Annotated in this window: 26 protein-coding genes and 1 pseudogene; 13 read left to right on the top strand and 14 right to left on the bottom strand. The window is 72.4% G+C overall.

The features are described from left to right. Position 1: 1 nt before the first annotated feature. On the top strand, positions 2-586 hold the full coding sequence (locus tag IE278_RS19530) for a DUF4865 family protein (RefSeq protein WP_189774010.1): 585 nt from the start codon (positions 2-4) through the stop codon (positions 584-586). Beyond that, a complete protein-coding gene (locus IE278_RS19525) occupies positions 583-1,509 on the top strand; it encodes a phosphotriesterase family protein (RefSeq protein WP_189774008.1) in 927 nt (308 codons plus the stop codon). Before IE278_RS19530 ends, IE278_RS19525 begins: the two co-directional genes overlap by 4 nt. Before the next feature lie 43 nt (positions 1,510-1,552). On the opposite strand, the gene IE278_RS19520 is transcribed toward IE278_RS19525, so the two are convergent. Continuing rightward, positions 1,553-2,794: an ROK family protein gene (locus IE278_RS19520; RefSeq protein ID WP_189774006.1), complete on the bottom strand. Its 1,242-nt coding sequence runs from the start codon at positions 2,792-2,794 to the stop codon at positions 1,553-1,555. A gap of 50 nt (positions 2,795-2,844) precedes the next feature. Beyond that, positions 2,845-3,543, bottom strand: coding sequence for an alpha-ketoglutarate-dependent dioxygenase AlkB family protein (locus tag IE278_RS19515; protein ID WP_189774004.1), 699 nt, complete (start codon positions 3,541-3,543; stop codon positions 2,845-2,847). Positions 3,544-3,639: 96 nt separating this feature from the next. Here IE278_RS19515 and IE278_RS19510 point away from each other — a divergent pair, with 96 nt between their 5' ends. Beyond that, complete coding sequence (locus IE278_RS19510; RefSeq protein ID WP_373312033.1) at positions 3,640-4,806, top strand: methyltransferase; 1,167 nt, start codon at positions 3,640-3,642, stop codon at positions 4,804-4,806. Here IE278_RS19510 and IE278_RS19505 read toward each other — a convergent pair. Next, positions 4,787-5,575 (bottom strand): AraC family transcriptional regulator, encoded by a 789-nt coding sequence (locus IE278_RS19505; protein WP_189774002.1) that lies wholly within the window; start codon positions 5,573-5,575, stop codon positions 4,787-4,789. The genes IE278_RS19510 and IE278_RS19505 overlap by 20 nt on opposite strands. Before the next feature lie 70 nt (positions 5,576-5,645). Here IE278_RS19505 and IE278_RS19500 point away from each other — a divergent pair, with 70 nt between their 5' ends. Together IE278_RS19500 and IE278_RS19495 are read left to right on the top strand one after the other, a co-directional pair. Then, positions 5,646-6,467 carry a phytanoyl-CoA dioxygenase family protein gene (locus IE278_RS19500; RefSeq protein WP_189774000.1) on the top strand — a complete coding sequence of 274 codons (822 nt, stop codon included), beginning with the start codon at positions 5,646-5,648 and terminating at the stop codon, positions 6,465-6,467. Next, positions 6,464-6,772: a hypothetical protein gene (locus IE278_RS19495; protein ID WP_189773998.1), complete on the top strand. Its 309-nt coding sequence runs from the start codon at positions 6,464-6,466 to the stop codon at positions 6,770-6,772. Before IE278_RS19500 ends, IE278_RS19495 begins: the two co-directional genes overlap by 4 nt. Before the next feature lie 37 nt (positions 6,773-6,809). On the opposite strand, the pseudogene IE278_RS19490 reads toward IE278_RS19495, so the two are convergent. The 3 genes and pseudogenes from IE278_RS19490 to IE278_RS19480 form a co-directional block, all read right to left on the bottom strand. After that, positions 6,810-7,517 (bottom strand): annotated as a pseudogene (locus IE278_RS19490) (class II fructose-bisphosphate aldolase); the annotation flags it as partial. A gap of 46 nt (positions 7,518-7,563) precedes the next feature. Then, positions 7,564-8,310, bottom strand: a complete 747-nt coding sequence (locus tag IE278_RS19485; protein WP_189773994.1) for a response regulator — start codon at positions 8,308-8,310, stop codon at positions 7,564-7,566. Continuing rightward, complete coding sequence (locus tag IE278_RS19480) at positions 8,307-10,040, bottom strand: sensor histidine kinase (protein ID WP_189773992.1); 1,734 nt, start codon at positions 10,038-10,040, stop codon at positions 8,307-8,309. Before IE278_RS19480 ends, IE278_RS19485 begins: the two co-directional genes overlap by 4 nt. A gap of 268 nt (positions 10,041-10,308) precedes the next feature. Here IE278_RS19480 and IE278_RS19475 point away from each other — a divergent pair, with 268 nt between their 5' ends. The 4 genes from IE278_RS19475 (at position 10,309) to IE278_RS19460 (ending at position 14,277) form a co-directional block, all read left to right on the top strand. Beyond that, the gene (locus IE278_RS19475) at positions 10,309-11,292 is read left to right on the top strand and encodes a Bug family tripartite tricarboxylate transporter substrate binding protein (protein WP_189774133.1); all 984 of its coding nucleotides are present in this window, start codon (positions 10,309-10,311) and stop codon (positions 11,290-11,292) included. Continuing rightward, a complete protein-coding gene (locus tag IE278_RS19470; RefSeq protein WP_373312032.1) occupies positions 11,289-11,846 on the top strand; it encodes a tripartite tricarboxylate transporter TctB family protein in 558 nt (185 codons plus the stop codon). Before IE278_RS19475 ends, IE278_RS19470 begins: the two co-directional genes overlap by 4 nt. A gap of 1 nt (position 11,847) precedes the next feature. Continuing rightward, a complete protein-coding gene (locus IE278_RS19465; protein WP_189773990.1) occupies positions 11,848-13,341 on the top strand; it encodes a tripartite tricarboxylate transporter permease in 1,494 nt (497 codons plus the stop codon). Positions 13,342-13,455: 114 nt separating this feature from the next. Next, positions 13,456-14,277: a DUF2382 domain-containing protein gene (locus IE278_RS19460; RefSeq protein ID WP_189773988.1), complete on the top strand. Its 822-nt coding sequence runs from the start codon at positions 13,456-13,458 to the stop codon at positions 14,275-14,277. Positions 14,278-14,418: 141 nt separating this feature from the next. Here IE278_RS19460 and IE278_RS19455 read toward each other — a convergent pair whose 3' ends face one another. Both IE278_RS19455 and IE278_RS19450 read right to left on the bottom strand, forming a co-directional pair. Next, positions 14,419-15,165 (bottom strand): carbonic anhydrase, encoded by a 747-nt coding sequence (locus tag IE278_RS19455; RefSeq protein WP_189773986.1) that lies wholly within the window; start codon positions 15,163-15,165, stop codon positions 14,419-14,421. A gap of 45 nt (positions 15,166-15,210) precedes the next feature. Continuing rightward, positions 15,211-15,477 (bottom strand): hypothetical protein, encoded by a 267-nt coding sequence (locus tag IE278_RS19450; RefSeq protein ID WP_189773984.1) that lies wholly within the window; start codon positions 15,475-15,477, stop codon positions 15,211-15,213. 121 nt (positions 15,478-15,598) lie between these two features. Here IE278_RS19450 and IE278_RS19445 point away from each other — a divergent pair, with 121 nt between their 5' ends. After that, positions 15,599-16,630, top strand: coding sequence for an NAD(P)-dependent oxidoreductase (locus IE278_RS19445; protein WP_373312036.1), 1,032 nt, complete (start codon positions 15,599-15,601; stop codon positions 16,628-16,630). A gap of 138 nt (positions 16,631-16,768) precedes the next feature. Here IE278_RS19445 and IE278_RS19440 read toward each other — a convergent pair whose 3' ends face one another. After that, entirely contained in the window at positions 16,769-17,176 is a 408-nt protein-coding gene (locus IE278_RS19440) for a MarR family winged helix-turn-helix transcriptional regulator (RefSeq protein WP_189773980.1), read from the bottom strand. Between the two features lie 84 nt (positions 17,177-17,260). On the opposite strand from IE278_RS19440, the gene IE278_RS19435 reads away from it, so the two are divergent. Continuing rightward, complete coding sequence (locus tag IE278_RS19435) at positions 17,261-18,772, top strand: MFS transporter (protein ID WP_189773977.1); 1,512 nt, start codon at positions 17,261-17,263, stop codon at positions 18,770-18,772. Between the two features lie 101 nt (positions 18,773-18,873). After that, complete coding sequence (locus IE278_RS19430; protein WP_189773975.1) at positions 18,874-19,158, top strand: DUF6332 family protein; 285 nt, start codon at positions 18,874-18,876, stop codon at positions 19,156-19,158. Here the strand turns inward: IE278_RS19430 and IE278_RS19425 are convergent. The 3 genes from IE278_RS19425 to IE278_RS19415 all read right to left on the bottom strand — a co-directional run bounded on the left by IE278_RS19425 (position 19,119) and on the right by IE278_RS19415 (position 22,445). Next, positions 19,119-19,784 (bottom strand): response regulator, encoded by a 666-nt coding sequence (locus IE278_RS19425; protein ID WP_189773973.1) that lies wholly within the window; start codon positions 19,782-19,784, stop codon positions 19,119-19,121. The two genes, IE278_RS19430 and IE278_RS19425, sit on opposite strands and share 40 nt — an antisense overlap. Then, positions 19,781-21,064, bottom strand: coding sequence for a sensor histidine kinase (locus IE278_RS19420; protein ID WP_246570404.1), 1,284 nt, complete (start codon positions 21,062-21,064; stop codon positions 19,781-19,783). Before IE278_RS19420 ends, IE278_RS19425 begins: the two co-directional genes overlap by 4 nt. Before the next feature lie 166 nt (positions 21,065-21,230). Beyond that, entirely contained in the window at positions 21,231-22,445 is a 1,215-nt protein-coding gene (locus IE278_RS19415; RefSeq protein WP_189773969.1) for a geranylgeranyl reductase family protein, read from the bottom strand. Positions 22,446-22,620: 175 nt separating this feature from the next. Here IE278_RS19415 and IE278_RS19410 point away from each other — a divergent pair, with 175 nt between their 5' ends. After that, positions 22,621-23,979, top strand: a complete 1,359-nt coding sequence (locus IE278_RS19410) for a dipeptidase (protein ID WP_189773967.1) — start codon at positions 22,621-22,623, stop codon at positions 23,977-23,979. Between the two features lie 210 nt (positions 23,980-24,189). Here the strand turns inward: IE278_RS19410 and IE278_RS19405 are convergent, their stop codons facing one another. Both IE278_RS19405 and IE278_RS19400 read right to left on the bottom strand, forming a co-directional pair. After that, entirely contained in the window at positions 24,190-25,230 is a 1,041-nt protein-coding gene (locus tag IE278_RS19405; RefSeq protein WP_189773966.1) for an NUDIX hydrolase, read from the bottom strand. Between the two features lie 167 nt (positions 25,231-25,397). Then, entirely contained in the window at positions 25,398-25,598 is a 201-nt protein-coding gene (locus IE278_RS19400) for a hypothetical protein (protein WP_189773963.1), read from the bottom strand. Between the last annotated feature and the right edge of the window lie 64 nt (positions 25,599-25,662).

Below are 25,662 nucleotides of genomic sequence, written 5' to 3'. Positions count from 1 at the left end.
GATGCACGCCATGCAGTACGAGATCACCCTGCCCGCGGACTACGACATGGGCGTCGTCCGGGACAGGGTGGCCCGCGTCGGGCATCTGCTCGACGACTGGGACGGGCTCGGGCTGAAGGCCTATCTGCTGCGGGAGCGCGGCGTGGACGGCTCGCCGGTCAACCAGTACGCGCCGTTCTACCTGTGGGACACCCCCGAGGGCATGAACTCCTTCCTCTGGGGGCCCGGCTTCCAGGGGCTCGTGAACGACTTCGGGCGCCCCGTGGTGCAGCACTGGGCGGGTCTGGCGTACGAGGACGGGGGCGCCGCCGGTGCCCCGCCCGAGGTCGCGGTACGCAGACGGGTGGGCGTGCCCGACGGCGTGCCGCTCACGGAGGTGGCGCGGGAGGCCGTACGGGAGACGGCGCGGCTGGCCGCGCTTGACGGGGTCGTGGGCGCCGCCGTCGCCGTCGACCCGCGTCACTGGGAGGTCGTGCACTTCTCCCTCTGGGCCCACGACAAGCCCGAGGCCGACGGCGAGAGGTACCGCGTGCTGCATCTGTCGGCGCCGGGGCGTGACCGGCTGCGTCGCGGACGGCAGTGGTGAGCCAGGTCCCTGGGGCTCGTACCGTTCGTACGGTCCTCGGCGACGTGCCTCCGGCCGAGCTGGGGGTGTGTGACGCGCACGACCACCTCTTCTTCAGCAGCCCCCGCCTGCCGGGGCAGGAGTTGCGTGACGCGGGCGCTGCGAGGGCCGAGCTGACCGCGTTCCGTACGGCGGGTGGCGCGAGCGTCGCCCAGTGGACCCCGTACGGCCTCGGGCGGCGGGCCGCCGATCTGCCGCCGCTCGCCCGCGCCGCCGGGGTCCATGTCGTGGCCGCCACGGGACTGCACCAGGCCGTCCACTACGCGCCGGAGGTGCTCGACCGGCTGCGGGGCCGGCTCGCCGACGTCTTCGTGTCCGAGCTGACGGAGGGGCTCGCCACGTCCGGTGTGCGGGCGGGTTTCATCAAGGTCGCGGGCGGTTTCCACGCGCTCGACGCGCATGCCCGCTGGACGATGACCGCGGCGGCCGAGGCGCACCACGCCACGGGGGCGCCGGTCGCGGTCCATCTGGAGCTGGGCACGGGCGCGCTCGACGTGCTCGACCTGCTGTGCGGCGAGTTGGGGGTCGCCCCGGCCAGTGTGATCCTCGGGCACCTCAACCGCTCCCCCGACCCGGTGGTGCACCGGCAGGCCGCCGAGTCGGGTGCCTATCTGGCTTTTGACGGCCCCTCACGCGCGAACCACGCGACGGACTGGCGCATGCCCGAGTCCGTACGCGAGCTCGCGGAGGCCGGGTTCGGCGACCGGCTGCTGCTCGGCGGGGACACGACCACGGCCGGGGCCCGCTCGGTGAACGGCGGGCCCGGTATGCCGTACCTCCTGCGCCGCGTCCGGCCCAGGCTCGAACTCGCCCTGGGGACGCAGCTCGTGGAGCGCATCCTGACGGCGAACCCGCAGCGGGCGTACGCCGTCGGGTGGACGTAGACCCACACCCACAGGGGCGGCGGTCGGCGCGCGGCGGCGCGCCTCAGGTGTGCGCCAGGGCCGTGATCGGGTCGTCCAGCACCGGCTGCCACGCCAACTCGGCCGCGCCCACCAGGCTGTTGTGGTCCAGCGTGCAGGCCAGGATGGGTACGCCGCCGCTCCGCCCCCACAGGCTCCGGTCCGCCACGACGGCCCGCAGCCTCTCCGGGTCGGCGTCGAGGAGGGTTCGGTGGAGGCCGCCGAGGATGATGCGGTCCGGGTTGAGGATGTTGACCAGGCCCGCGAGGCCCTGGCCCAGCCGGTCGATCAGTGCCTCGACGGCGGTGTGTACGCCCGGGTCGCCCTGGTGGTCGCGGATCAGTTCGTTGGCCTGCTGGAGCAGGGACACCTCGGGGCCGGGGTCGCGGCCGGCCGCCGTCAGGAACGCCAGGGGGTCCGCCTCGACGTCCAGGCAGCCCCGGCTGCCGCAGTGGCAGGCGCGGCCCTCCGGGTTGACCGTGAGGTGGCCGACTTCGAGCGCGAGGCCCGAACTGCCCGTGTGCAGACGCCCGTCGAGCACCAGCGCGCCGCCGACTCCGCGGTGCCCGGTCGCCACACACAGCAGGTCGCGGGCGCCGCGGCCGGCGCCGTGCCGGTGTTCGGCGAGCGCGGCGAGGTTGACGTCGTTGGCCGCGAACGCCGGGCCGGTGATGCCGGCCGCGCGGACACACTCCGCGAAGATCTCCCGCACGGGCGCGCCGGCCGGCCAGGCCAGGTGCAGCGGGTTGAGGGCGGTGCCCTCGGGTTCGGCGACGGCCGACGGGACGGCCACTCCGGCGCCCACGCAGCGGCGGCCCGTCTCCCGGAGCAGTTCGGCACCCGCCTCCACGACCGAGCCGAGCACCTTGGCGGGGTCGGCGTCCACGGTCTCGCAGCCGGGGGCGGTCGCCACGATCCGGCCGCCGAGGCCGACCAGGGCGGCCCGGAAGCCGTCGGCGTGCACCTGGGCGGCGAGGGCCACGGGGCCGTCCTCGGCGACTTCGAGGCGGTGCGAGGGGCGGCCCTGCGAGCCGGCCGCGGCGCCCGGGCGGGCGTCGACGCGGATCAGACCGAGTGCCTCCAGTTCCGCGGCGACCGCGCCCGCCGTCGCCCGGGTGACACCCAGCTCGGCGGTGAGCACGGCCCGGGTCGGCGCGCGTCCCGTGTGCACGAGCTCCAACGCGGGTCCGAGCGCACCCCGCCCCCGGTCCAGTCGTGTCCTGGTGCTTCCTTCTCCCACCGCTCCGGGGGTCGCATCGCCGCTCATGGGGGCGAGTCTCCCATGATCCGGTGGCCCGGTGACCGGTCAGTAGCCGGTCACACGCTTCGAAGACCGCTCACCCGCAGGGTGATGTTCAGCCGGCCGGTCAGTCCCAACTCGGGCGGCGCCGTACCCGCGTGGACGCGCGGCACCCCGTGGTGGGCGAGCCGGGCCGGGCCACCGAACACGAACAGGTCGCCGCTGCGCAGTTCCACGTCCGTGTAGGGGCGGCCTCTCGACGCGGTGTTGCCGAACCGGAAGACGCAGGTGTCACCGAGACTCAGCGACACGACGGGTGCGTCGGACCTCTCGTCGCTGTCGCGGTGCATCCCCATGCGGGCGTCGGCGTCGTAGAAATTGATCAGCGCGATGTCGTAGTCGTACGGGGCCGGGCCGTAGTCGTACGCAGCCGGCGGGGCCTCTTCCGTCGGGGTGTGGTCGCCCAGGGCGTCCCGGGCCGCCCGGCGCCCCAGCTCGCCCAGCCAGGCGGGGAACTCCTTCACGGGCGCCCCGTCCCCGTCGACGACCGTTGACGCGTACCCGTACGGATACCAGTGCCATCCGAGGCAGACCTGCCGGGAGGTCATCGTGCCGCCGCCCGGGGTACGGACCGTGCGCAGTCCCGCGGGCGGCCTGGCCCAGGCGCGGCAGGCCTCCAGAAGCTCCTTCTGGCGCCCGGCCGTCAGCCAGTCCGGCAGGTGCACGGCGCCCGGCGCGATCTCCGTCCGGCTCCGGGGAAACAGTTCGGCGTCCATGACTCCCATCCTCGCGCAGGGTCCGCACACACTCCCGCCGTACTCCCACGTGGCCGCCGGGAGTCCCTGAGCTGCGCCTCAGTTAGCCTGGACCCAATGACCGACCGTATGACGACCCCCTCGGCCGAGCTGATGCTGGCGCGCTTCCCCGAGGACTCCCGTGACCAGCTCCGTGCGTGGGACGCCTCCGACGAGTACCTGCTGAAGCATCTCGCCGAGAGCGGGCAGGGGCTCGACGGCACGGTCGTCGTGGTCGGTGACCGCTGGGGCGCCCTCACCACCGCCCTCCAGGCGCACGCGCCGGTGCAGGTCACCGACTCGTACCTCACCAGGGAGGCGACCCGCGCCAACCTGGCGCGCAACGGCGCCGACGAGGCATCCGTACGCCTTCTCACCACGCAGGACGCGGTGCCCGAGCGCGTCGACGTGCTGCTGGTGCGTGTGCCCAAGAGCCTCGCGCTGCTGGAGGACCAGCTGCTGCGGCTGGCGCCCTCCGTGCACGAGGGGACGGTCGTCGTCGGCACCGGCATGGTCAAGGAGATCCACACCTCGACGCTCAAGCTGTTCGAGCGGATCCTCGGACCGACCCGGACGTCGCTGGCCGAGAAGAAGGCCCGGCTGATCTTCTGCACCCCGAACCCCGGGGTCGTGCCGTCGGCGAACCCCTGGCCGCTCAGCTACACGCTGCCCGACGGCATCGGACCCGTCTCGGGCCGCACGGTCGTCAACGAGGCGGGCGTCTTCTGCGCCGAGCGCCTGGACATCGGCACCAGGTTCTTCCTGCAGCACCTGCCGTACGGGCGCGGGGCCGGGCGTGTCGTGGACCTGGGCTGCGGGAACGGTGTCGTCGGTACCGCGGCGGCACTGGCGCGGCCGGAGACCGAGGTGCTGTTCGTCGACGAGTCGTACCAGGCGGTGGCCTCGGCGGAGGCGACGTACCGGGTGAACACCGACGACACAGCCGGGCACGGCAAGGCGGAGTTCCGCGTCGACGACGGCCTGAACGGAGTCCCGGAGGACAGCGTCGACCTGGTCCTGACCAACCCGCCCTTCCACTCGCACCAGGCGACCACCGACGCCACGGCGTGGCGGATGTTCGTCGGGGCGCGCCGGGCGCTGCGGCCGGGCGGGGAGCTGTGGGTGGTCGGCAATCGCCATCTCGGCTATCACGTGAAGCTGCGGCGTCTCTTCGGCAACAGTGAACTGGTCGCGAGCGACGCGAAGTTCGTGGTCCTGAAAGCCGTCAAGCAGGCTCAGCAGTAACCCCTGTCCCGCCGCGCAGGGCGCGCGGGGAGCCGCCGAGTTCACGTCGGCAGGCCTTGTTGAAGGCTTGCAGGTCGGGGATGCCGACCGACGCGGCGACCGCCGGGATGGACAGGGTCGAGGCCCGCAGCAGGTGCCGGGCGCGGTCGAGCCTGCGGCGGCGGATGTACGCGACCACCGTGCCGCCGGTCGTGGCGCGGAAGAGCCGGGTCAGGTGGTTGTGCGAGACGCCTGCGGAGCGGGCCACCGCGGGCACGGTGAGCGGGGCGGCGAGATGGCCCTCGATGTACGCCATCGCGGCGGTGACGGCCGGATGCGGTCCGGGCCGACCGGTGGCCGGAGCCAGGTGGGCGACGCGCCACAGAGCCGCCCAGATTTCGGCCCTGGTGCGCTCGGGTTCGCCCGGCGCGGAGGCGACCGCCTGGAGCAACAGGCCGGTCAGCACAGGGAGTTCGGCTCCGGCGTCCTGCAGTACCGGTACGGTGCGCGGCGTCCCGGTGGCGGCGATGCGCACATGCGCGTACAGATGTTCAGAGCGGCCCTGGTAGCGGTAGCGGACCGTCGCGCCCGGCGGTACGAGACTGACCCTGCCCGGCCGGATGAGGTGCGGGGTGCCGTCCACGGTCAGCTCGGCCTCGTACTGGTACAGGTGCAGCTGCCACAGCTCGGGCAGCCGGAAGACGTCCGTGCGGCTCGCGACTCCGTGCACGCCGACGCCCGCGTTGGCCACGACGGGCGGCTCGCCGAGGTGGATACTCGTCTCCCGCATGGTGAAAAACTACCAGTGGTGGTGAAAGGGGCCAACGCGCGCGGCGGGCCCGGCTCCGTACGGTCGGCGCATGACGCATCCCGAGCACCCTCCCCTGCTGGACTCGGTCCGGATGGCCCGCTTCGTGGCGCACGGCTCGCTGCGCCTGGACGCGGTGGTCCCGGCGGAGCTGAACACCGAGGCGATCGGTTTCCTGGGCCGGGGCGTACCCGACGTGCCGTACGGCAGCACGGTGGCCGACGCCTATCCCGAGGGCTCCTTCGTGCGGCGGCTGCTCGCCGTACCGGCGGTGGCCGGGGCGTTGCGCGGTCTCGTCGGTCCCGACCCGCTCGTCGACCACCACGCCGTGCACGTCCGCGAGCCCCACGAGGGGTCGGCCCAGCCCCTGCACGGTGACGCGATCATCGACGTCCGCACGGACGCCTTCGACGTCCAGCTGATGTACTACCCGCAGGACGTGACCCTGGACATGGGCGGCACCCTGAGCGTGCCCGGAAGCCATCTCCGGCGCACGAACGAGTCGGACACCGGCCGCTACCAGAACCTGCTCGGCCAGTCACGGCTGGTCTGCCCGGCGGGCACCGTGGTGTTTCTGCACCACGGCCTCTGGCACGGCGGGCGGCGCAACGACAGCGACGGCATGCGGTACATGTTCAAGATCCGCTTCAACCCGTCGGTACGGCAGCGCCGGCTGTGGGACACCTCCGACCTCGCCGATCCACGGGTGGCCGCGGAACTCTCGACGACGTTCCCCTGGTACGAGCACGCCACCGGCCGTCTGGAGCTGTACAACCGCGTACTGCTGTGGCGCTCGCTCACGGGCGACGAGTCCTTCGATCCGGAGCACTGGGTCACCCGCGTCTCCAACCGGCCTCAGGAGGAGGTCGTATGAGTGTCCGTCAGCAGGTGCTGGTCCTGTATCTGGGCACGTCGGCGCTGGACTCCCCGGTGGTCGGCTGGTCGGTGTACGACGGTACGGGCCGCACGTCGCCCACCACAGGGGACGGTGACGAGCCCCCGTACGCGTCGGGCGTGGCGGCGCTGCGGGACGGCTGGCGGCTGTTCCAGGCGGCCCAGCTGATCCCGCCGTACCCGGGCGGCGAGTACGACGTGTCGTTCCTCAAGCACGAGTTCTTCTTCGAGAAGCTCGTCGACGTGCCGTCGGGCGGCCCGGGGACGGGTGAGCGGGCCGGGTGAGTGGGTCAGCGGGCGGGGCAGCGGAGGGGTGAGCGGGTCAGCGGGCGTCGAGGACGCCGATGATCCGGGTCACCGCCTCCGCCATGGCCTCGCGCGCCACCACGAGGTACTTGCGGGAGTCCACCGCCTCGGGGTGCGCGGTCAGGAACTCCCTGATCGCGCCGGTCATCGCGATGTTCAGGGCGGTGCCCACGTTCACCTTGGTGATGCCGCCGGTGACGGCCGCCCTCAGTTCGGCGTCCGGGACACCGGACGAGCCGTGCAGGACGAGCGGTACGTCGAGGGCGGCGGTGAGTCGCCCGAGGAGGGCGTGGTCGAGGGCTGCGGTGCGGGTGGTCATGGCGTGCGTGCTGCCGACGGCCACGGCCAGGGCGTCCACCCCCGCGTCGGCGACGAAGGAGCGGGCCTCGGCCGGATCCGTACGGGCCCCCGCCGCGTGGGCGTCCAGCGGGGGCTGTCCCGCCTTGCCGCCGACCTCACCCAACTCGGCCTCGATCCACAGGCCCTGGGCGTGCGCCCAGTCCGCGGCGGCCCGGGTGGCGGCGAGGTTCTCGGCATAGGGCAGATGGGCGGCGTCGTACATGACGGAGCCGAATCCGGCGTCCGCCGCCTGCCGGAGCAGTTCGTCGCTCTGCACATGGTCGAGGTGCAACGCGACCGGGACGGCGGCGTGTTCGGCCGTGGCGGCGGCGGCGCGGGCCAGCGGGAGCAGCCGTCCGTGGCGGAACTTCACCGCGTTGCGGGCATCGGGGTCGTCCGGGTCTGAGGCCCGGAGGAGTCGGCCCCGCCCTTCAGGTGCGAGCCTCGTCGCCCGGGCGTCGGAGCGGCCGGGCGTGGTCGTGGAAGCGGTAGCGGCGCTCGGGTCGTCCCGCCGCTCCGTAGCGCAGGGTCACCTCGGCGCTGCCGATGGAGTGGAAGTGCTCCAGGTAGCGGCGGGCGCTGACGCGGGAGATGCCGGCCAGGGTCGCGCACTCGGCGGCGGACAGGGTGTCCTGCGCGGTTCGCAGCGTGCGTTCGATCAGCGCGGCCGTCTCCACGCTCAGGCCCTTGGGCAGGGTGGCGGGTGCCGAGGCGGGCACGGCCGCTCCGGCCAGCACCCGGTCGACATCGGCCTGGCCGTGCACGACGGTGGCGAGCACCCGGCCGCGCCGGACCGCGTACCGCGCGAGCCGGGCCCGCAGGTCCTCGAACTCGAACGGTTTGAGCAGGTAGTCGACGACGCCGTGCCGGACGGCGCCACGGACCGTGTCGGTCTCCCGCGCCGCGCTGATGACCATGACGTCGCAGTCGTGTCCCGCGGTGCGCAGCCGGGGAATGACGTCGAGCCCGAAGACGTCCGGCAGATACAGGTCGAGCAGGACGAGGTCGGGGTGCAGTTCGTCGACCGCGCGGGCGGCCTGTTCGCCGGTGCTGGCCACTCCCACGACCCGGAACGGCTCGACGCGGTCGACGAAGGCACGGTGGACCCGCGCCACCATGAAGTCGTCGTCGACCACGAGGACGTCGATCGTGTCTGCCCCGCCGGGCGCCCCGTTCATCGTGTCGCTCCTTCCGCCACCGCGTCGGTGAGGTGGCTGACCGTCATGCGTGCGGTGAACATCGCCCCGTCGGGGGTGTTGGTCACCGAGATCTCGCCACCGTGACGCTCGCAGACCAGCCGGGTGAGCGCCAGGCCGATCCCGCGTTCGCCCTCCTGGGCGGCCTTGGTGGTGAAGCCGTGCGAGAAGACCTCCCGGGCGAGTTCGGGAGCGACGCCGGGCCCCGAGTCGCGGACCACGATCTCCACGCTGGAGGCATCCTGCCGCAGTTCGACCTCGACCCAGGCCTCGTGGCCGTCGGGCGTCTCGCGGCCGTGGGGGTCATGGCCCGCCGCCGCGACGGACGCGGCGTCCACGGCGTTGTCGACGAGGTTGCCGACCACCGTCGCCACGTCGGCGGCGTCCTCCGGGATGAGCCGGTCGAGTGCGGTCGCGTCCGAGATGCGCAGGCTGACCTTCCGTTCGGCGGCCAGGGAGGACTTCGCCATCAGCAGGGCGGCGACGGCGGTGTCACGGACACGGCGGCTGAGGGTGACGTCGAGTGACTGGCGGCGCCGGCTCAACGCACGGATGTAGCGCACCACTTCGTCCTGCTCGCCGATCTGGATCAGCCCCGAGATGGTGTGCAGCTGATTGGCGAACTCATGGGCCTGCGCGCGCAGCAGCTCGGAGGAGCTGCGGAAGGACCCGATCTCCCGTTCCAGCCTGGCCAGTTCGGTACGGTCCCGCAGGGTGGTGACCGAGCCGAGCGGGCGGCCGTCCTTGGTCACGGTCATCCGGTTCATCACCAGCACCCGGCCGTGCAGGACGACGACCTCGTCGCGTTCGCCGGCCTCCCCGGACCCGTCGTGCCCGTCACGGCCGTCGTGCCCGTGCCCGGGGCCCGTCGCGCCGTCCCGGTCCCCCGCCAGGACATCGCGCAGCCGTCCCTCGACGCCGAGTTCGGCGAGGCTGCGGCCCACGCAGTCCGCGGGGAGGTCGAGCAGACGCCGTCCCATGTCGTTGGCCAGGGTCAGCCGGTGCTGCGGGTCCAGGGCGATCACGCCCTCGGCGATCCCGTACAGCATCGCCTCCCGGTGCTCGGCCAGGCCGGCGATCTCGCGCGGTTCCAGGCCGAGGGTCTGCCGTTTGACGCGGCGGGCCAGCAGCCAGGAGCCGACCAGGCCGAGCCCGCTGGCGATGCCGAGATAGGCGAGGAGGTACGAGGACGCTCCGCTCAGCCGCTGCCACACCGTCGGGTCCGCCTCGCCGATCATCACGGTGCCCAGCGGCCGCCCGAGGTTCTCCGGTGTCGCGCCGAGCACCGGTACCTGGGCCACGAGTTCGCGGCTGCCGTCCAGGGTCAGCGAGCCGGACCAGCCTCGGCCGTCGGCGACGCCCTCACCGAGGGTCAGCCGGCCGCCGATCGCGGTGGGGTCGGTGGAGCTGACGATCCGGCCGTCGGCGTCGGCGACCGTCACCGAGGTGACCCCGGACTGTGTCTGCGTGGAGTTCACCAGCGGGGCGAGGGCCTGCTGCGGCGCGGGCCGCACGAGCTGGCTGCGGGTCAGCGGATAGGCGGCCAGCTGCTCGGCGAGCGCCATGACGCGGCGGCCCTCGACGCGGTTGAAGGTGGCCTCCGACTGTCTGAGGGAGACCGCCGCGACGGCCAGCAGCACCACCACGACGATGGCGAGCTGCAGCACCAGCATCTCGCCCGCGAGGGTCTGGCGACGGAAGGCGGCGACCACGACGGACTCAATCTCTCGTGCTGACACGGCGTTGCACGGCTCGGCTGCCGGGTCGCACCATCATGGCCCGCGCCCGCGGCCGGGAGAAGGGACCGGCTGACACAAAGACCACAACCTCCGTTGGTTCCGCAAGAGAGACAGCCGCCCGGCGCGCGGGCAGTATGTGGCCCACGTCACCCTCCCCCCCCATCCAGGGCGTCCCCGTATCCCCCCGGCTCCAGTACGGGGACGCCCCTCCCCCGTATCTCATGTACAGGTGGTGGAACTCGTGCGCCTGAGCACTCCCCTCGCCCTGTTCGGGGCCGCCGTGCTCGTGCTCGTGGGACCTCCGCTGCTCACGGCCGGCGGTGGTGCCGAGACCGGCACCCAGATCCCCGGCCTGCGCTTCATGGTCCCCAACACGCCCGGTGGCGGCTACGACATCACGGCCCGTACGGCGGCGAAGAACGCCGAGGACGCCGAACTCACCCACAACATCGAGGTGTTCAACCTGCCGGGCGCCGGAGGCACCGTCGGGCTGAGCCGGCTGGTGAGCGAGCACGGCAACGGCAAGCTCGCCATGTCGATGGGGCTCGGTGTGGTGGGCGCGGTGCGTTCCAACGACGCGCCCAAGACGCTCGCCGACACCACCCCCATCGCCCGGCTCACCGAGGAGCAGGACGTCGTCGTGGTCTCCAAGGACTCCCCGTACAAGTCGGTCGACCAGCTCGTGGACGCCTGGAAGGCCAATCCCGGCAAGCTGCCCGTGGGCGGCGGTTCCTCGCCCGGCGGGCCCGACCACCTCGCGCCGATGCTGATGGCGAAGGCCGCGGGCATCGCCCCCAAGGACGTCAACTACGTCCCCTTCGACGGCGGTGGCGAGCTGCTCGCCTCGATCCTCGGCGACAAGGTCGCCTTCGGCGTGTCCGGCGTCGGCGAGTACCTCGACCAGATCAAGGCAGGTGAGCTGCGGGTGCTCGCGGTCACCGGACCCGAGCGGGTCGACGAGCTGGACGCGCCCACGCTCAAGGAGTCCGGCTACGACGTGGACTTCACCAACTGGCGCGGCATCGTCGCCCCGCCGGGCCTGTCCGAGGCCGAACGCGACAAGCTCGTACGCCTCGTCGAGGAGCTGCACGACTCCCCCGAGTGGCAGAAGTCCCTGCGGACGAACGGCTGGGACGACGCGTTCCTGACCGGTACGGAGTTCGGCGAGTTCCTGGACGCCCAGGACGAGCGCGTGGTGTCGGTGCTGAAGGAGCTGGGACTGTGACGACGCCGGCCACCGACGTCCCCGCGACGCCGCCCACACCCCCGAAGCCCGCGGACCCGCGCCGCGCCTGGCTGAGGGAGCACTCCGAACTCGGCGTCTGCGTCCTGCTGCTGGCGCTCGGCGCGCTGGTGCTGACCGACGCGCTCACCATGGACGTCGACATCACCCAGCGCGGGCCCGTCGGACCGAAGACCGTGCCGATCGTGGTCGGCGCCGGACTGCTCGTGATCGCCGCGCTGCTCGCCGTGGACGTCCTGCGCGGCGGTCACGGCGAGGCGGAGGGCGGCGAGGACGTCGACCTGTCCGAACCGGCCGACTGGCGCACGGTGTCGCTGCTCGCCGGGGTGTTCCTCGGCTCGGCCGTCCTCATCGAACCGCTCGGCTTCCCCGTCGCGGGCGCCCTCCTCTTCTGGGGTGCCGCCTTCGCGCTGGGCAGCCGCCGGTTCGACAAGGACCCGCTGATCGCGGCGGCCCTCTCCCTCAGCACGTACGTCGTCTTCAACAATCTGCTCGGGGTACCGCTGCCGGGCGGCCCGCTGATGGGAGTGCTCTGACATGGACGCCCTCAACTCCCTGATGGACGGCTTCGGTACGGCCCTCACCCCGGTCAATCTGCTGTGGGCCGCCCTCGGTGTGCTGCTCGGCACCGCGATCGGCGTACTGCCCGGTATCGGCCCCGCGATGGCGGTGGCGCTGCTGCTCCCGGTGACGTACGGACTCGAACCGATCGGCGCGTTCATCATGTTCGCGGGGATCTACTACGGGGCGATGTTCGGCGGTTCGACCACCTCGATCCTGCTGAACACACCCGGCGAGAGCGCCGCCGTGGTCGCGGCCATGGAGGGCAACCCGATGGCCAAGGCGGGGCGGGGCGCGCAGGCGCTCGCGGCCGCCGCCATCGGCCACTTCGCGGGCGGCCTGATCGGTACGGTCCTGCTGGTCGCGCTCGCCCCGACGGTCGCGGACCTGGCGGTGGACATCGGCGCGCCGGACTACTTCGCCATCATGGTGCTGGCGTTCATCGCGGTGACGTCGGTGCTGGGCTCGTCGCGGATCAGAGGTCTCGCGTCCCTGCTGATCGGCCTGACCCTGGGCCTCGTCGGCCTGGACCAGATGACCGGCCAGCAGCGGCTCACCTTCGGTTCGCTGCAACTCGCCGACGGCATCGACGTGGTGATCGTGGCGGTCGGCCTGTTCGCGATCGGCGAGGCCCTGTGGGTGGCGGCGCACCTGCGGCGCAGCCCCGGCAGACCGATCCCGGTGGGCCGGCCGTGGCTCGGCCGCGACGACGTACGGCGGACCTGGAAGTCCTGGCTGCGCGGGCCGTTGATCGGCTTCCCCTTCGGCGCGATCCCGGCGGGCGGCGCCGAGATCCCCACGTTCCTGTCGTACGCCACGGAGAAGCGGCTGTCGAAGCACCCGGACGACTGGGGCAAGGGCGCGATCGAGGGCGTGGCGGGTCCTGAGTCGGCGGCGTCGGCCTCCGCGGCGGGCACGCTGGTGTCCATGCTGACGCTTGGCCTGCCGACGACGGCGGTCGCGGCCGTCATGCTGGCGGCCTTCCAGCAGTACGGCATCCAGCCGGGTCCCCTCCTCTTCGAGCGCGAGCCGGACCTGGTGTGGGGTCTGATCGCCTCCCTCTTCGTCGGCATGGTGCTGCTGCTGGCCCTCAACCTCCCCCTGGCCCCGGTCTGGGCGAAGCTGCTGCGCATCCCGCGCCCGTATCTGTACGCGGGGATCCTGTTCTTCGCGGCGGTCGGCGCGTACGCGGTCGGCGGCGAGGTCATCGACCTGGTGATCCTGCTGATCATCGGCCTGATCGGCTTCGGGATGCGGCGTTACGGTCTGCCGGTGCTGCCCGCCGTCATCGGCGTCATCCTCGGCCCCAACGCCGAGCAACAGTTGAGGCGCGCTCTGCAGATCAGCGACGGCAGCGTGTCGGGGCTGGTCGACACGCCCTTCGCGGTGACCGTGTACGCGGTGACGGCCCTGCTGCTGCTCTGGCCCCTGTTGCGGAAAGTCGTGACCCGTGTCCGTGCGAGGGCCTGACCCGGCCGCGCGGTAGTTGCCCTTTCTATAACTATTGTCGCTTTTGCTATGTTTCATGCCTTCCGTCGCGGTGACCCGGACAGCACACCGGACCCAGAAGGAGGGTGCTGAAGGATGATCACCCAGGAGCAGATACCGGCAGTACTGGAACATCCCGTGTACGACGCCGAGGGCAGCAAGATCGGGAACGCGAACCACGTCTTCTTCGACGATGCGACCGGTCGTCCGGAATGGGTCAGCATCAAGACCGGCTTCTTCGGCACCAGCGAGTCGTTCGTGCCGATCCGCGAGGCGGTCGTGGTCGAGGAACACCTTGAGGTGCCCTACGCCAAGAGCATGGTCAAGGACGCGCCCAACGTCGACGTCGACAGCGGCGGCCACCTGTCCGAGTCGGAGGAGGTCCGGCTGTACGAGCACTACGGCATCGCCTGGGACGACGCCTGGCAGCAGGCGAACCAGCCCGACGCGGGCGGCTGGGCCCACTCGAACACCGCCGGGACGACCGCGGCGGCCGGCACCACGGACACGGACATGCGCACGCCCGAGGACGAGGCGATGACGCGGTCCGAGGAGCACATGCACGTCGGCGCCGAACGGTACGAGACGGGGCGGGCGCGGCTGCGCAAGTACGTGGTGACGGAGGAGGTCCAGCAGACGGTACCCCTGCGCCACGAGGAGGTACGCGTCGTGCGCGAGCCGATCACGGACGCGAACGTGGGCGACGCCCTGTCGGGCGCGGAGATCTCCGAGGCCGAGCACGAGGTCACGCTGCACGCCGAACGCCCCGTCGTGGAGACCGAGACGGTTCCGGTGGAGCGGGTGCGGCTGAGCACCGAGGAGGTCACCGAGGAGGAGACCGTCACCGGTCAGGTCCGCAAGGAACGGATCGCCGCCGACGGCATCGAGGACGACGACGAGGGCCGCCCGCGCCGGTAGTGCGCACGCGCCGCGCCGCATGTCCCCACCCCCACCGCCTGTCCGGCCGTCGGCCGGGAGCGCCGGTCCGAGCCGCAGGTTCGAGCCCTTGACGGGTTCGGACCTGCGGCTCCCCGGCCGTGGCGACCGTGTGGACGGGGGTCAGGCGACGCGGTGCACCAGTTGAGTGGTCAGTTCGTAGCGGGCGCCGACGATCTGCAGCGCCCCCGAGTCCACCTTGGCGGCGAGGTCGGGCTCCGCCGCGAGCCGTGCGCGGATGAGCCGTATGTTGGCGTCGATCGTCGCGTCGACGCGGGCGTCGCCCTCCTTGCCGCGATCGATGGCCGGGCTGATCTGGTCGGCCAGGTACTGGATGTGGTCGGGCAGCCGCTCGCCCGACTCGTCGGCCTGGACCGTCGCCTTCACGGCACCGCACGACTGGTGGCCGAGCACCATGAGCAGGGGGATGCCCAGTTCGAGCACCCCGTAGGCGAGGCTGCCGAGCACTGCCTCGTCGAGGACCTGGCCCGCGCTGCGGACGGTCATCAGATCACCGAGGCCCTGGTCGAAGACCAGCTCCGGAGGGACCCGGGAGTCGATGCAGCCGAGCAGCAGCGCGAAGGGGTGCTGACCGGTCGTCAGCGTCTGCCGGACGGCGGGGGACTCGTCGGGGTGCTTCTCGCGGAAGGTGCGCCAGCGGCGGTTGCCCGCCGACAGCTCCCGCAGGGCCTCTTCGGCGGTGGTGGGCCGCTTGCGCGCGGCGGCCGGGGCCGCGGCGACCGCGGATCCGGCGCCGACGGTCAGCCCCGCGCCGAGAACCGCGGTCCCGGTGAGGGCCGCGCGGAGGAGGGAACGCCGGGCGGGGGGTGCCGCGTCGGCGGTTATGTGAGGTGCTGGGTCAGAGATCACGGAGGGGAACGTACGTCCGTCCCGCCGTCCCTCTGTTCGGGTTGCTCAATCCTGAGCAGTTGTTGAACCACTCTTGGCGATTCCAAGAGAAGCCCTTGCACCGGCTGCTCCCGCCCGGGCCCAGGGCGCGCGCCGCCTCATCGCCCCGTACGCACGCCGCCAGCCGCTGACCGCGTACCAGCCGACACACCAGCTGAGCAGTACGTTGCCGACGAGGGTCTCCCTGTCGCCGCTGCGGGCCGCGTTGTGGAGGGCCGCCCCGGTGACATAGGTGAGCAGGACCGCGAGAAGGATCCAGAGGGCGGTTCGCACGTACGGCTCCCAGCAAGACGCGGAAAGCGCCAACGTATCCACGCGTCGGGAACCCCGGGTGCCGCTGACTCTTGTTGGTGACTTCCTGATCAGGGCTGACTGTCGTGGGGCGAATTCCGGCCTGCCCTGGAGCAAGCAGCCGAGAGGGGCGGGACGACACGGCGGCGCGCACGGACCCGTACCGGCGTCGTCCCGCCGCGCACGGCAGAGTGGGTACCCACCGCACCGAACGGACAGGGAAGTTGATGTCATGACCGACAAGCTCACCGTCAGTGTCCTGGGCACCGGGATCATGGGCGCCGCGATGGCCCGCAACCTCGCGCGCGCCGGACACACCGTCCGGGCCTGGAACCGCAGCCGGGACAAGGCCGAACCGCTCGCCGCCGACGGCGCGCACATCGCCTCGACGCCCGCCGAGGCCGTGGAGGGCGCCGACGTCGTGGTGACCATGCTGTACGACGGTCCCGCCGCGCTGGACGTGATGCGGCAGGCCTCGCCCGCCCTGCGCGCGGGCACGGCGTGGGTGCAGTCCACGACCGCGGGCCTCGACGGCGTCGCCGAACTGGCCTCTTTCGCCCGCGAGAAGGGCCTCGTGTTCTACGACGCTCCCGTGCTCGGCACCCGGCAGCCCGCCGAGGCGGGGCAGTTGCTCGTCCTCGCCGCCGGTCCGGGCGACGGCCGGGACACCGTGGCACCGGTCTTCGACGCGGTCGGCGCCCGTACGGTGTGGACCGGCGAGGACGGGGCGGCGGGCAGCGCCACCCGGCTCAAGCTCGTCGCCAACAGCTGGGTCATCGCCGCCACCAGCGCGACCGGCGAGACCCTCGCCCTGGCCAAGGCGCTGGGCGTGGAGCCGCGGAGCTTCTTCGACGCCATCGCCGGCGGCCCACTCGACATGGGGTACCTGCACGCCAAGAGCGCCCTCATCCTGGAGGACCGGTTGTCGCCCGCCGCCTTCGCCGTGTCCACCGCGGGCAAGGACGCCCGGCTCATCGTCGAGGCCGGTGAGCAGCACGGGGTCCGCCTGGACGTCGCGGCGGCGAGCGCCGAACGCTTCGCGCGGGCCGCCGCGCAGGGCCACGGGGACGAGGACATGGCCGCCGCCTACTTCGCGAGCTTCGACGAGGGGGCCGGGGAAGCGACCGCCCGATAGACAGCTCCGGGGGTTCGACCGCCAGGTAGGGCGACAGCTCCGGAGGGTTGGCCGCCCTGCGGGGCGACAGCCTCGGCGGCCGGGCGCCGGGCCGAAGCGGTCCGCCCGCGCCGGGGCGCCGGGCGGGCGGGCCCGCGGTCAGTCCCGCGACCCGTCCGCCAACATCCGTCCCAGCACCGCCCGTTGAAGCGGCAGCACCTCACCGTGCAGGGTGCGCCCCTTCTCCGTGAGGGACACCCGTACGCCTCGCCGGTCCTCGGGGCACATGCAGCGTTCGACGAGGCCGTCCTTCTCCAGGCGACCGATCAGCCGGGACAGCGCGCTCTGGCTCAGATGCACCCGTTCGGCGATCTCCTGGACGCGGTAGGCGTTCCCGCCGTCCGCCGGCGCGCCCGCGGCCAGTACGTCGAGCACCTCGAAGTCGCTGGCACCCAGGCCGTGTTGGTGCAGGGCGCGGTCGAGTTCGCACAGTGTGCGCGCGTGCACCGCGAGGATGTCGCGCCATCGGTCCACGAGCCCCTGCTCGGCCTTCTCCGCAGCCGCCATGGCCGCACTTTAGCGGAACGCGACTTTGTTGCGTCGGAATTAAATGCAGTTGCATTCAATGCACGCGCATGTACTGTGTCGCGCATGACCTCTCCGCTCACCACCCCGGCGCCCCGGGGACACTGGACGCCTCGCCTGTGGGGCACCCTCCTGGTGCTCTGCGCCGCGATGTTCCTGGACGCGCTCGACGTGTCGATGGTCGGTGTCGCCCTGCCGTCCATCGGTTCCGAACTGGACCTCTCCACCTCGACCCTGCAGTGGATCGTCAGCGGCTACATACTCGGCTACGGCGGCCTCCTGCTCCTGGGCGGTCGCACCGCCGACCTCCTCGGCCGCCGCCAGGTGTTCCTGGTGGCCCTCGCCGTCTTCGCCCTCGCCTCCCTGCTCGGCGGCCTCGTCGACTCCGGTCCTCTGCTGATCGCGAGCCGCTTCATCAAGGGCCTGAGCGCGGCGTTCACCGCCCCCGCCGGGCTGTCGATCATCACCACGACGTTCCCGCAGGGCCCGCTGCGCAACCGCGCCCTGTCGATCTACACCACCTGCGCCGCCACCGGCTTCTCGATGGGCCTCGTCCTGTCCGGGCTGCTCACCGAGGCCAGCTGGCGGCTGACCATGCTGCTGCCCGCGCCCATCGCGATCCTCGCCCTGATCGCAGGCCTGAAGCTCATTCCGCGCAGCGAACGCGACCGCACCCACCGCGGCTACGACATCCCCGGTGCCGTCATCGGCACGGCCTCGATGCTGCTGCTCGTCTTCACCGTCGTCGAGGCACCCGAGGTGGGCTGGACCTCGGCCCGTACGCTGCTGTCGTTCCTCGCGGTCGCGGTCCTGCTCACCGTCTTCGTCCGCGTCGAACTGCGCAGCGCCAGTCCGCTGATCCGGCTCGGCGTGCTGCGCTCCGGCGACCAGGTCCGCGCCCAGCTGGGCGCCATGATGTTCTTCGGCTCGTACGTCGGCTTCCAGTTCCTCGTCACGCTGTACATGCAGTCGCTGCTCGGCTGGTCGGCCCTGCACACCGCGCTCGCCTTCCTGCCCGCGGGCGCGCTCGTGGCGCTCTCGGCGACGAAGATGGGCGCGATCGTCGACCGGTTCGGGACGCCACGGCTCCTCGTACTGGGCTTCGCCCTGATGGTTGTCGGCTACGCGCTGTTCCTGCGCGTCGACCTCGACCCGGTGTACGCGGCGGTGATCCTGCCGTCGATGCTGCTGATCGGCGCTGCCTGCGCGCTGGTCTTCCCCTCGCTCAACATCCAGGCCACCAACGGCGTGGAGGACCACGAGCAGGGCATGGTCTCGGGTCTGCTCAACACCTCGGTGCAGGTGGGCGGTGCGATCTTCCTGGCGATCGTGACGGCCGTCGTGACGGCGAACTCGTCCGGCGGTTCCTCGCCGCAGGCGGTCCTGGACAGCTACCGGCCCGGTCTCGTCGTGGTGACCGCGGTCGCCCTGGCCGGCCTGCTGATCACGGCCACCGGCCTGCGCGGACGGCGTACCCCGCAGACCACGATCCTGGTCGCCGCGTCCGAGCCCGCCCCGCAGGCGGCGCGGAAGACACGGGAGCGGCAGGACGACGACCGCGTGACGGTACGCGACTGACCCCCGGCCTCCCCCTTCACATCACCCCGGGATCGACCTCGGCGTCGTGCGTCCGGAGGGCCTTGTTGCCCTGCCGGGCGCACAGCTGTGACACTCCCCGCATGGAACACACCAGGGGGCACCGGACACAGTCCGAGCGGGACGCGATCACCGTGGAGATCGGATACGCCCTGGCCAGCGCCGTGTTCGCGGCGGCCGTGCTGTTCGGGGTCCTGGCCGGTCCCGCACTGCTCTTCGACCTGCCGACGGCCGCCGAGAAGGTCCTGCTCGTCGCCGGCACGGCGCTCGCGGCCGCCCTCTTCCTCCTACGGGTGATCTCGGTGCTGGTCCGCTTCCGTCAGGGGCCTCAGCCCAGCCAGCCCGGCCGTACCAGCCCCGACTCGTAGGCCAGCACGACCAGTTGGGCGCGGTCGCGGGCGCCCAGCTTCACCATCGTGCGGCTGACATGGGTCTTGGCCGTCAGGGGGCTCACGACAAGGCGCCGCGCGATCTCGTCGTTCGACAGTCCGATGCCGACCAGCGCCATCACCTCCCGCTCCCGCTCGGTGAGTCCGGCGAGCACGTCCGCCGCGGCCGGCTCCTTCGACCGGGCCGCGAACTCGGCGATGAGCCGACGTGTCACACCCGGCGAGAGCAGCGCGTCACCGTCGACCACCGCCCGGACGGCACGCAGGAGTTCCTCCGGTTCGGTGTCCTTGACGAGGAAGCCGGACGCCCCGGAACGGATCGCCTCGAAGACGTACTCGTCGAGTTCGAAGGTGGTGAGCATGACGATCCTGATGTCCGCCAGGTCCGGCACGTCGGTGATGCGGCGCGTCGCGGCGAGGCCGTCGAGCACCGGCATCCGGATGTCCATCAGGACGACGTCGGGCCGCAGTTGGCGTACTGCCCGCAGAGCCTCCGCCCCGTCCGCGGCCTCTCCGACCACCTCGATGTCCGGCTGGGCGTCCAGGAGCGCCTTGAAGCCCGCGCGGACCAACGACTGGTCGTCGGCGAGCAGTACGCGGATCACCGGTCCTCCTCGGGCATGCGGGACTTCTTGAGCGGCAGCACGGCAAGCACCCGGAATCCTCCGTCGTCCCGCGGTCCGGCCTCGATGGTGCCACCCAGGGCCGCCGCGCGCTCCCGCATTCCGGCGAGTCCGTTGCCGCTGCCGCCCGCCTCCTCGCCGGTCGCCGGGCCGTCGTCGTCGATCCGCAGCCGCAGGGCGTCGCCCGTCCGCTCGACGCGCACGCGCGCGTGCCGCGACCCGGAATGCCGTACGACGTTGGTCAGCGCCTCCTGGACGATGCGGAAGGCCGCGAGATCGGCGCCCGGCGAGAGGTCCCGGCTGCCGTCCCGGTCCTCGACGGCGACGGTCAGACCGGCGCCCGCGGCCTGCTCCACGAGTTCGGGGAGCCGGTCGAGGCCGGGCGCCGGAGCGCGGGGCGCGTCCCCGGGCGTGCGGAGCGTGTCGAGCACCTGGCGCACCTCCCCCAGCGCCTCCTTGCTCGCGGCCTTGATGGTGGTGAGCGCGGTCCGTGCCTGTTCCGGGTCGGAGTCGAGCAGCGCGAGGCCGACTCCTGCCTGGACGTTGATGACCGAGATGCTGTGCGCCAGCACGTCGTGGAGTTCGCGGGCGATCCGCAGCCGTTCCTCGTCGGCGCGCCGCCCGGCCGCCTGCCGGCGTTCCGCCCGGTCGCGGTCCCACTGCTCGCGGCGTGCGCGGGCCAGTTCGGAGACCGCGAGGATCGCCACGATCCAGGCGGCGAGGGCGACCTCCTCGCCCCAGGAGGAGGCCGGGTCGCCGTCTGGCGGCAGCCGGCGGTAGAGCCAGTGCCCCACCAGGAGATGGACCGTCCACAACGTGCCGAGCGCGGCCCAGGCGAGCCGGCGGTGCCCGGCGAGGACCGCGCTGAAGCAGGCGAGCGCGACCGTGAGGAAGACCGGCCCGTACGGGTATCCCGCGCTGAAGTAGACGAGGGCCGAGGCCGCGGTGCCGCACATCACGAGCGCCGGGTACCGCTGCCGCCACAGGAGCAGGAGGGCGCCGCCGAGGAGCAGCGACCGAGCGAGGGCGTCGAGTTGCTCCCGGGCCGGCTGCGCCTCGGCGGCGAATTTGCTGCCGACCATGACGAACGCGGCGAGGAGCAGCGTCGAACGCCACGGCCACCGGGTGCGGGCGCCGCCCTCTTCCTCCGCCCCGCGGTGGTTCCACCACGGGGGCCCCTGCCACCGGCTCCCCGGTGGACCGCCCCTGGCCCAGGGGGGTCCGCCGCACCGGCGTCCGCGCTGCTCCTCCATGTCCGCCACGCTAGACGTCACGGCCCACCGGGGCGTCCGTCGAGCGTGGTGATCGCGCGTACTCCCGGCGGAGTACGCGCTCGTCCCACACCGGCGGCCGACCGTCGGCGACCGACCGACCGGCCGCCGTCAGCGGTTGGCGGTCACCCGTCAGCGGCCAGCGGCCAGCTAACCGTCAGCGGTCGATCCTGCTCAGGGCCCGCTCCGCCATCGGGTGCGAACGGACCATGTCGCCCAGCGAGGTCGAACCGCGGGTGATCCCCGCGAACGCCTTCCACGCGGGTCTGAAACCGGTGAGCGCCGCATGGAACACCCCGGGGCGGCGCTCGAAGATCGTGAGCATCCGCCGGCCGATGCTCATTTCCACGCCCAGCCCCGCCTTGATCGCGAAGGCGTAGTTCAGCGCCTGCCGCCGCGTGTCCACGGCGTCGTGGGCCTCGGCGATCCGCACCGCCCACTCCCCCGCGAGCCGCCCGGAACGCAGCGCGAAGGAGATGCCCTCGCGGGTCCACGGCTCCAGGAGCCCGGCCGCGTCCCCGCACACCAGCACCCGGCCCCGCGACAGCGGCGAGTCGTCGGCGCGGCAGCGGGTCAGATGCCCGGAAGAGATGCTGGGCTCGAAGCCCGCGAGGCCGAGCCGGGCGATGAAGTCCTCCAGGTACCGCTTGGTGGCGGCGCCTTCGCCCCGCGCCGAGATGACTCCGACGGTGAGGGTGTCGCCCTTGGGGAACACCCACCCGTAACTCCCGGGCAGGGGGCCCCAGTCGATGAGGACCCGGCCCTTCCAGTCCTCCGCGACCGTCTCCGGCACCGGGATCTCCGCCTCCAGGCCGAGGTCGACCTGGTCGAGCTTCACGCCGACGTGCGCTCCTATGCGGCTGGCGCTGCCGTCCGCGCCGACCACCGCACGCGCCAGCAGCGTCTCGCCGTCCTGGAGGACGACCGCGACCGAGCGCCGGTCGGGAACCGCCGAACCGTGCTGTTCCACCCGCGAGACCGTGGCCCCCGTACGCAGTTCGGCGCCCGCCTTCTGCGCGTGCTCGACGAGCTGCTGATCGAACTCCGGCCGGTTGATGAGCCCGAAGAGCATCTGCTTGGAGCGCCGCGTCCGCGTGAACTTGCCCTCCAGCGAGAACGTGACCGCGTGCACCCGGTCCCGGAACGGCAGCTCGAAACCGGGCGGCAGCGCGTCACGCGTGGGTCCGATGATCCCGCCGCCGCATGTCTTGTAGCGGGGCAACTCCGCTTTCTCCAGCAACAGGACCCGGCGCCCCGCGACCGCCGCCGCATAGGCGGCCGAGGCGCCGGCCGGTCCCGCCCCGACCACGACGACGTCCCACACCTGCTGCCCGTCGTCCTGTCCGTCGTCCGAAGAGTTCTCGCTGCTCACGATGGTCTGCTGCTCCGATCCAGCCGCCTGCCGCACCTACTCCACGCATCCTACGGCGGCGTCCGGCGAAGACCGCTGTGGGAGGATCGGCAGCGTATGCAGCGCGCACATCCGTTCGCGCGCTCACCGCAGCCGTACCCACTCGTACAACGTCGCACCCACGAGGAGCGTGCCCATGTCGTCGAATCCGGTCGCCGAGACCGTCGTCTCCCTGATGCCCAGGGCGAAGACGGAGCTGACCGAGCTCGTGGCCTTCGCATCGGTGGCTGATTTCGACCAGTTCCCCCGGAGCGAGAGCGAGGGCGCCGCGAACTGGGTGGCCGACGCGCTGCGCGCCGAGGGCTTCCAGGACGTCGCCCTGCTCGACACACCTGACGGCACACAGTCGGTGTACGGCTTCCTGCCGGGCCCCGAGGGCTCGAAGACCGTTCTGCTGTACGCGCACTACGACGTGCAGCCGCCGCTCGACGAGGCCGGCTGGGAGACGCCGCCCTTCGAGCTGACCGAGCGGGCGGACGGCCGCTGGTACGGGCGCGGGGCCGCCGACTGCAAGGGTGGCCTGATCATGCACCTGCTGGCGCTGCGCGCGCTCAAGGCGACCGGTGGCGTCCCGGTCGGTGTCAAGGTCATAGCGGAGGGCTCGGAGGAGCAGGGCACGGGCGGTCTGGAGCGGTACGCCGAGGAGCACCCGGAGCTGCTGGCGGCCGACGCGATCGTCATCGGCGACTCCGGGAACTTCCGGGTCGGGGTGCCGACGGTCACCACCGCGCTGCGCGGTATGACGCTCGTCCGCGTCCAGGTCGACACCCTCGAAGGCAATCTGCACTCCGGCCAGTTCGGCGGCGCGGCACCCGACGCGCTGGGCGCGCTGATCCGCGTCCTCGACTCGCTGCGCGCCGAGGACGGCTCGACGACGGTCGACGGGCTGACGGGCGGTTCGTCGTGGGAGGGGCTGCAGTACGACGAGGAGCAGTTCCGCAAGGACGCCAAGGTGCTCGACGGTGTGGAGCTGATCGGCTCCGGCACGGTCGCCGACCGCATCTGGGCGCGGCCCGCCGTGACCGTGCTCGGCATCGACGCCCCGCCGGTGGTCGGCGCCACCCCGTCCGTGCAGGCCGGCGCACGGGCGCTGGTCAGCCTGCGGGTGCCGGCGGGCGTGGACGCCGTCGAGGCGACCAAGCTGCTCCAGGCCCACCTGGAGGCGCACACGCCGTGGGGCGCGCGGGTGAGCACCGAGCAGATCGGGCAGGGCCAGGCGTTCCGCGCCGACACCACGAGTCCGGCGTACGCGGCGATGGCCGAGGCGATGAGCGCCGCGTACGACGGGGCGGAGATGCAGTACGCGGGACAGGGCGGGTCCATTCCCCTGTGCAACACCCTCGCGTCGCTGTATCCGCGGGCGGAGATCCTGCTGATCGGGCTGAGCGAGCCGGAGGCGCAGATCCACGCCGTGAACGAGAGCGTGTCGCCCGACGAGCTGGAGCGGCTCGCCGTGGCGGAGGCGCTGTTCCTCCGGAATTACGCGGCGTCCTGATCGGGTACGCCCCTTGGCCGGGCGTGCCCGGGGTTTCTGGGGGCTGCGCCCCCAGGCCCCCCATCGGCCTGAACGGCCTCGTCCTCAAACGCCGGACGGGCTGAAGAGCAAGCGCCCCGCGGCCTGGGAAGCGAAGACCCGACGGGCCGAAAGGCAGAAGTCCGGCGGCCTGGAAGGCGGGGGCCCTACAGGCTGACGGACGCGCGTCCGTCAGCCCTGGGGTACCCCTGCCTCCAGGTACAGCGCGGATCCCCGCTCCCTCGCCCGTAGGGCCCAGCGCAGGCGCTCGTAGCGGATGGAGGGCAGGAGCGTGGCGGCCTCCTCCTCGGTGACGAAGCGCCAGTCGCGCAGTTCGGGGCCCGGCAGCACCATCTGCCGGGCCTCGCCGCCGCCGAGCCGGCCTCCGTCGTACAGGAGGCGCAGACCGCCGTACCCGGGCGGTACCGGTGGCTCCCAGTCGACGACCAGCAGGCGGGGTACGCCGGTCAGCCGGATGCCGGTCTCCTCGGCGACCTCGCGGATGCCCGCGCGCGCGGGTGCCTCGCCGGACTCGACGACGCCGCCGGGGAACTCCCAGCCGGCCTTGTACGTCGGGTCGACGAGCAGCACCCGGTCCCGTTCGTCGAAGAGGAGCACGCCCGCCGCGACGGTCTCCGAGGTGGGCTCAGGGGTCTGCACGATGTCGCAGACCGGCACGGATCCGCTGTTCACGGCCTCGGCGACGCGCACGGCCGACTCGTACGGGGTGAGGGTGCCGTTGTCGACGGGGTGGGCGTCCGCGGTGAGCCAGCCGGCCAGGGCGGCACGGTACGGCTCGATCTGGTCGTACGACCACTGGCGCACCCGTATCTCCCCGTCGGGGAGGTCCGGCGGGACCTCCCGGCCGGCTATTCGTTCGCGCAGGATCGTTTCCGCCGGGGCGAGAAGCACATGGCGTACCGCGATCCTGCGGGACGCGAGTCCGCCGAAGATCTCGTCGCGGTAGTCCTGGCGGAGCAGGGTCATGGGGACCACGAGCACGCCCCCGAGTTCGGAGAGCATCGCGGCCGCCGTGTCCACCACGAGCCGCCGCCAGATCGGCAGATCCTGGAAGTCGCCGACCTCGGCGAGGCGCTTGGCGGGCAGCAGGTGCGCCAGCCCGGTGCCGATCAACTCGGGGTCGAAGAGTGTGCTGTTCGGGATCAGGTCGATCAGTTCCCGTGCGGTGGTGGTCTTCCCCGCACCGAACGCACCGTTGATCCAGACGATCACGGTTCCCCCCTCTGCTGTTGGCCCCCTGAGGCTTGCCCGCTCCACCCTGCCACGGAAACCAGGTCCTGATGAGTGCGTGTTCGAGGGGTCGAACACGCACGGAAGCCCGGCCCACGACGGGCCGGGCTTCGGGTCGCAACAGGACGGAGCGGGCGGGAACGGCCCGGTCAGCCGTCCTGCCCCGGGGTCTCGTCCGTCGCCAGGCTGCCTTCGCTGACCGTCTGGTCGACCGTGCTGAGGGTGTCCTGGAGGTCGAGTGTGCTGAGGCTGGTGAGGGCGTCGCCGTCGAGGGAGTGGGACGGGGTGACGGCCGCCACCACGAAGCCGGTGGCGAGGGAGGCGATGGCGAGCATGCTGCGCTTCTTCATGCCCCACTCAACTGCCGACCCGCCCAGGGGTCACGGCCGGGCCTTCCGGAACCCACGGTCGGCT

It is taken from the genome of Streptomyces tauricus, from assembly GCF_014650955.1.
Lineage (GTDB): Bacteria > Actinomycetota > Actinomycetes > Streptomycetales > Streptomycetaceae > Streptomyces > Streptomyces tauricus.
The sequence above is the reverse complement of the archived record's forward strand: the minus strand, read 5'-3'. Positions and strand labels throughout refer to the sequence as shown.

Excerpts from the sequence above, each read along its gene's own strand:
- IE278_RS19530 (WP_189774010.1), top strand. The coding sequence starts at position 2 with ATGCACGCCATGCAGTACGAGATCACCCTGCCCGCGGACTACGACATG.
- IE278_RS19520 (WP_189774006.1), bottom strand. The coding sequence starts at position 2,794 with ATGAGCGGCGATGCGACCCCCGGAGCGGTGGGAGAAGGAAGCACCAGG.
- IE278_RS19515 (WP_189774004.1), bottom strand. The coding sequence starts at position 3,543 with ATGGACGCCGAACTGTTTCCCCGGAGCCGGACGGAGATCGCGCCGGGC.
- IE278_RS19510 (WP_373312033.1), top strand. The coding sequence starts at position 3,640 with ATGACCGACCGTATGACGACCCCCTCGGCCGAGCTGATGCTGGCGCGC.
- IE278_RS19505 (WP_189774002.1), bottom strand. The coding sequence starts at position 5,575 with ATGCGGGAGACGAGTATCCACCTCGGCGAGCCGCCCGTCGTGGCCAAC.
- IE278_RS19500 (WP_189774000.1), top strand. The coding sequence starts at position 5,646 with ATGACGCATCCCGAGCACCCTCCCCTGCTGGACTCGGTCCGGATGGCC.
- IE278_RS19495 (WP_189773998.1), top strand. The coding sequence starts at position 6,464 with ATGAGTGTCCGTCAGCAGGTGCTGGTCCTGTATCTGGGCACGTCGGCG.
- IE278_RS19485 (WP_189773994.1), bottom strand. The coding sequence starts at position 8,310 with ATGAACGGGGCGCCCGGCGGGGCAGACACGATCGACGTCCTCGTGGTC.
- IE278_RS19465 (WP_189773990.1), top strand. The coding sequence starts at position 11,848 with ATGGACGCCCTCAACTCCCTGATGGACGGCTTCGGTACGGCCCTCACC.
- IE278_RS19460 (WP_189773988.1), top strand. The coding sequence starts at position 13,456 with ATGATCACCCAGGAGCAGATACCGGCAGTACTGGAACATCCCGTGTAC.
- IE278_RS19440 (WP_189773980.1), bottom strand. The coding sequence starts at position 17,176 with ATGGCGGCTGCGGAGAAGGCCGAGCAGGGGCTCGTGGACCGATGGCGC.
- IE278_RS19435 (WP_189773977.1), top strand. The coding sequence starts at position 17,261 with ATGACCTCTCCGCTCACCACCCCGGCGCCCCGGGGACACTGGACGCCT.
- IE278_RS19430 (WP_189773975.1), top strand. The coding sequence starts at position 18,874 with ATGGAACACACCAGGGGGCACCGGACACAGTCCGAGCGGGACGCGATC.
- IE278_RS19410 (WP_189773967.1), top strand. The coding sequence starts at position 22,621 with ATGTCGTCGAATCCGGTCGCCGAGACCGTCGTCTCCCTGATGCCCAGG.
- IE278_RS19400 (WP_189773963.1), bottom strand. The coding sequence starts at position 25,598 with ATGAAGAAGCGCAGCATGCTCGCCATCGCCTCCCTCGCCACCGGCTTC.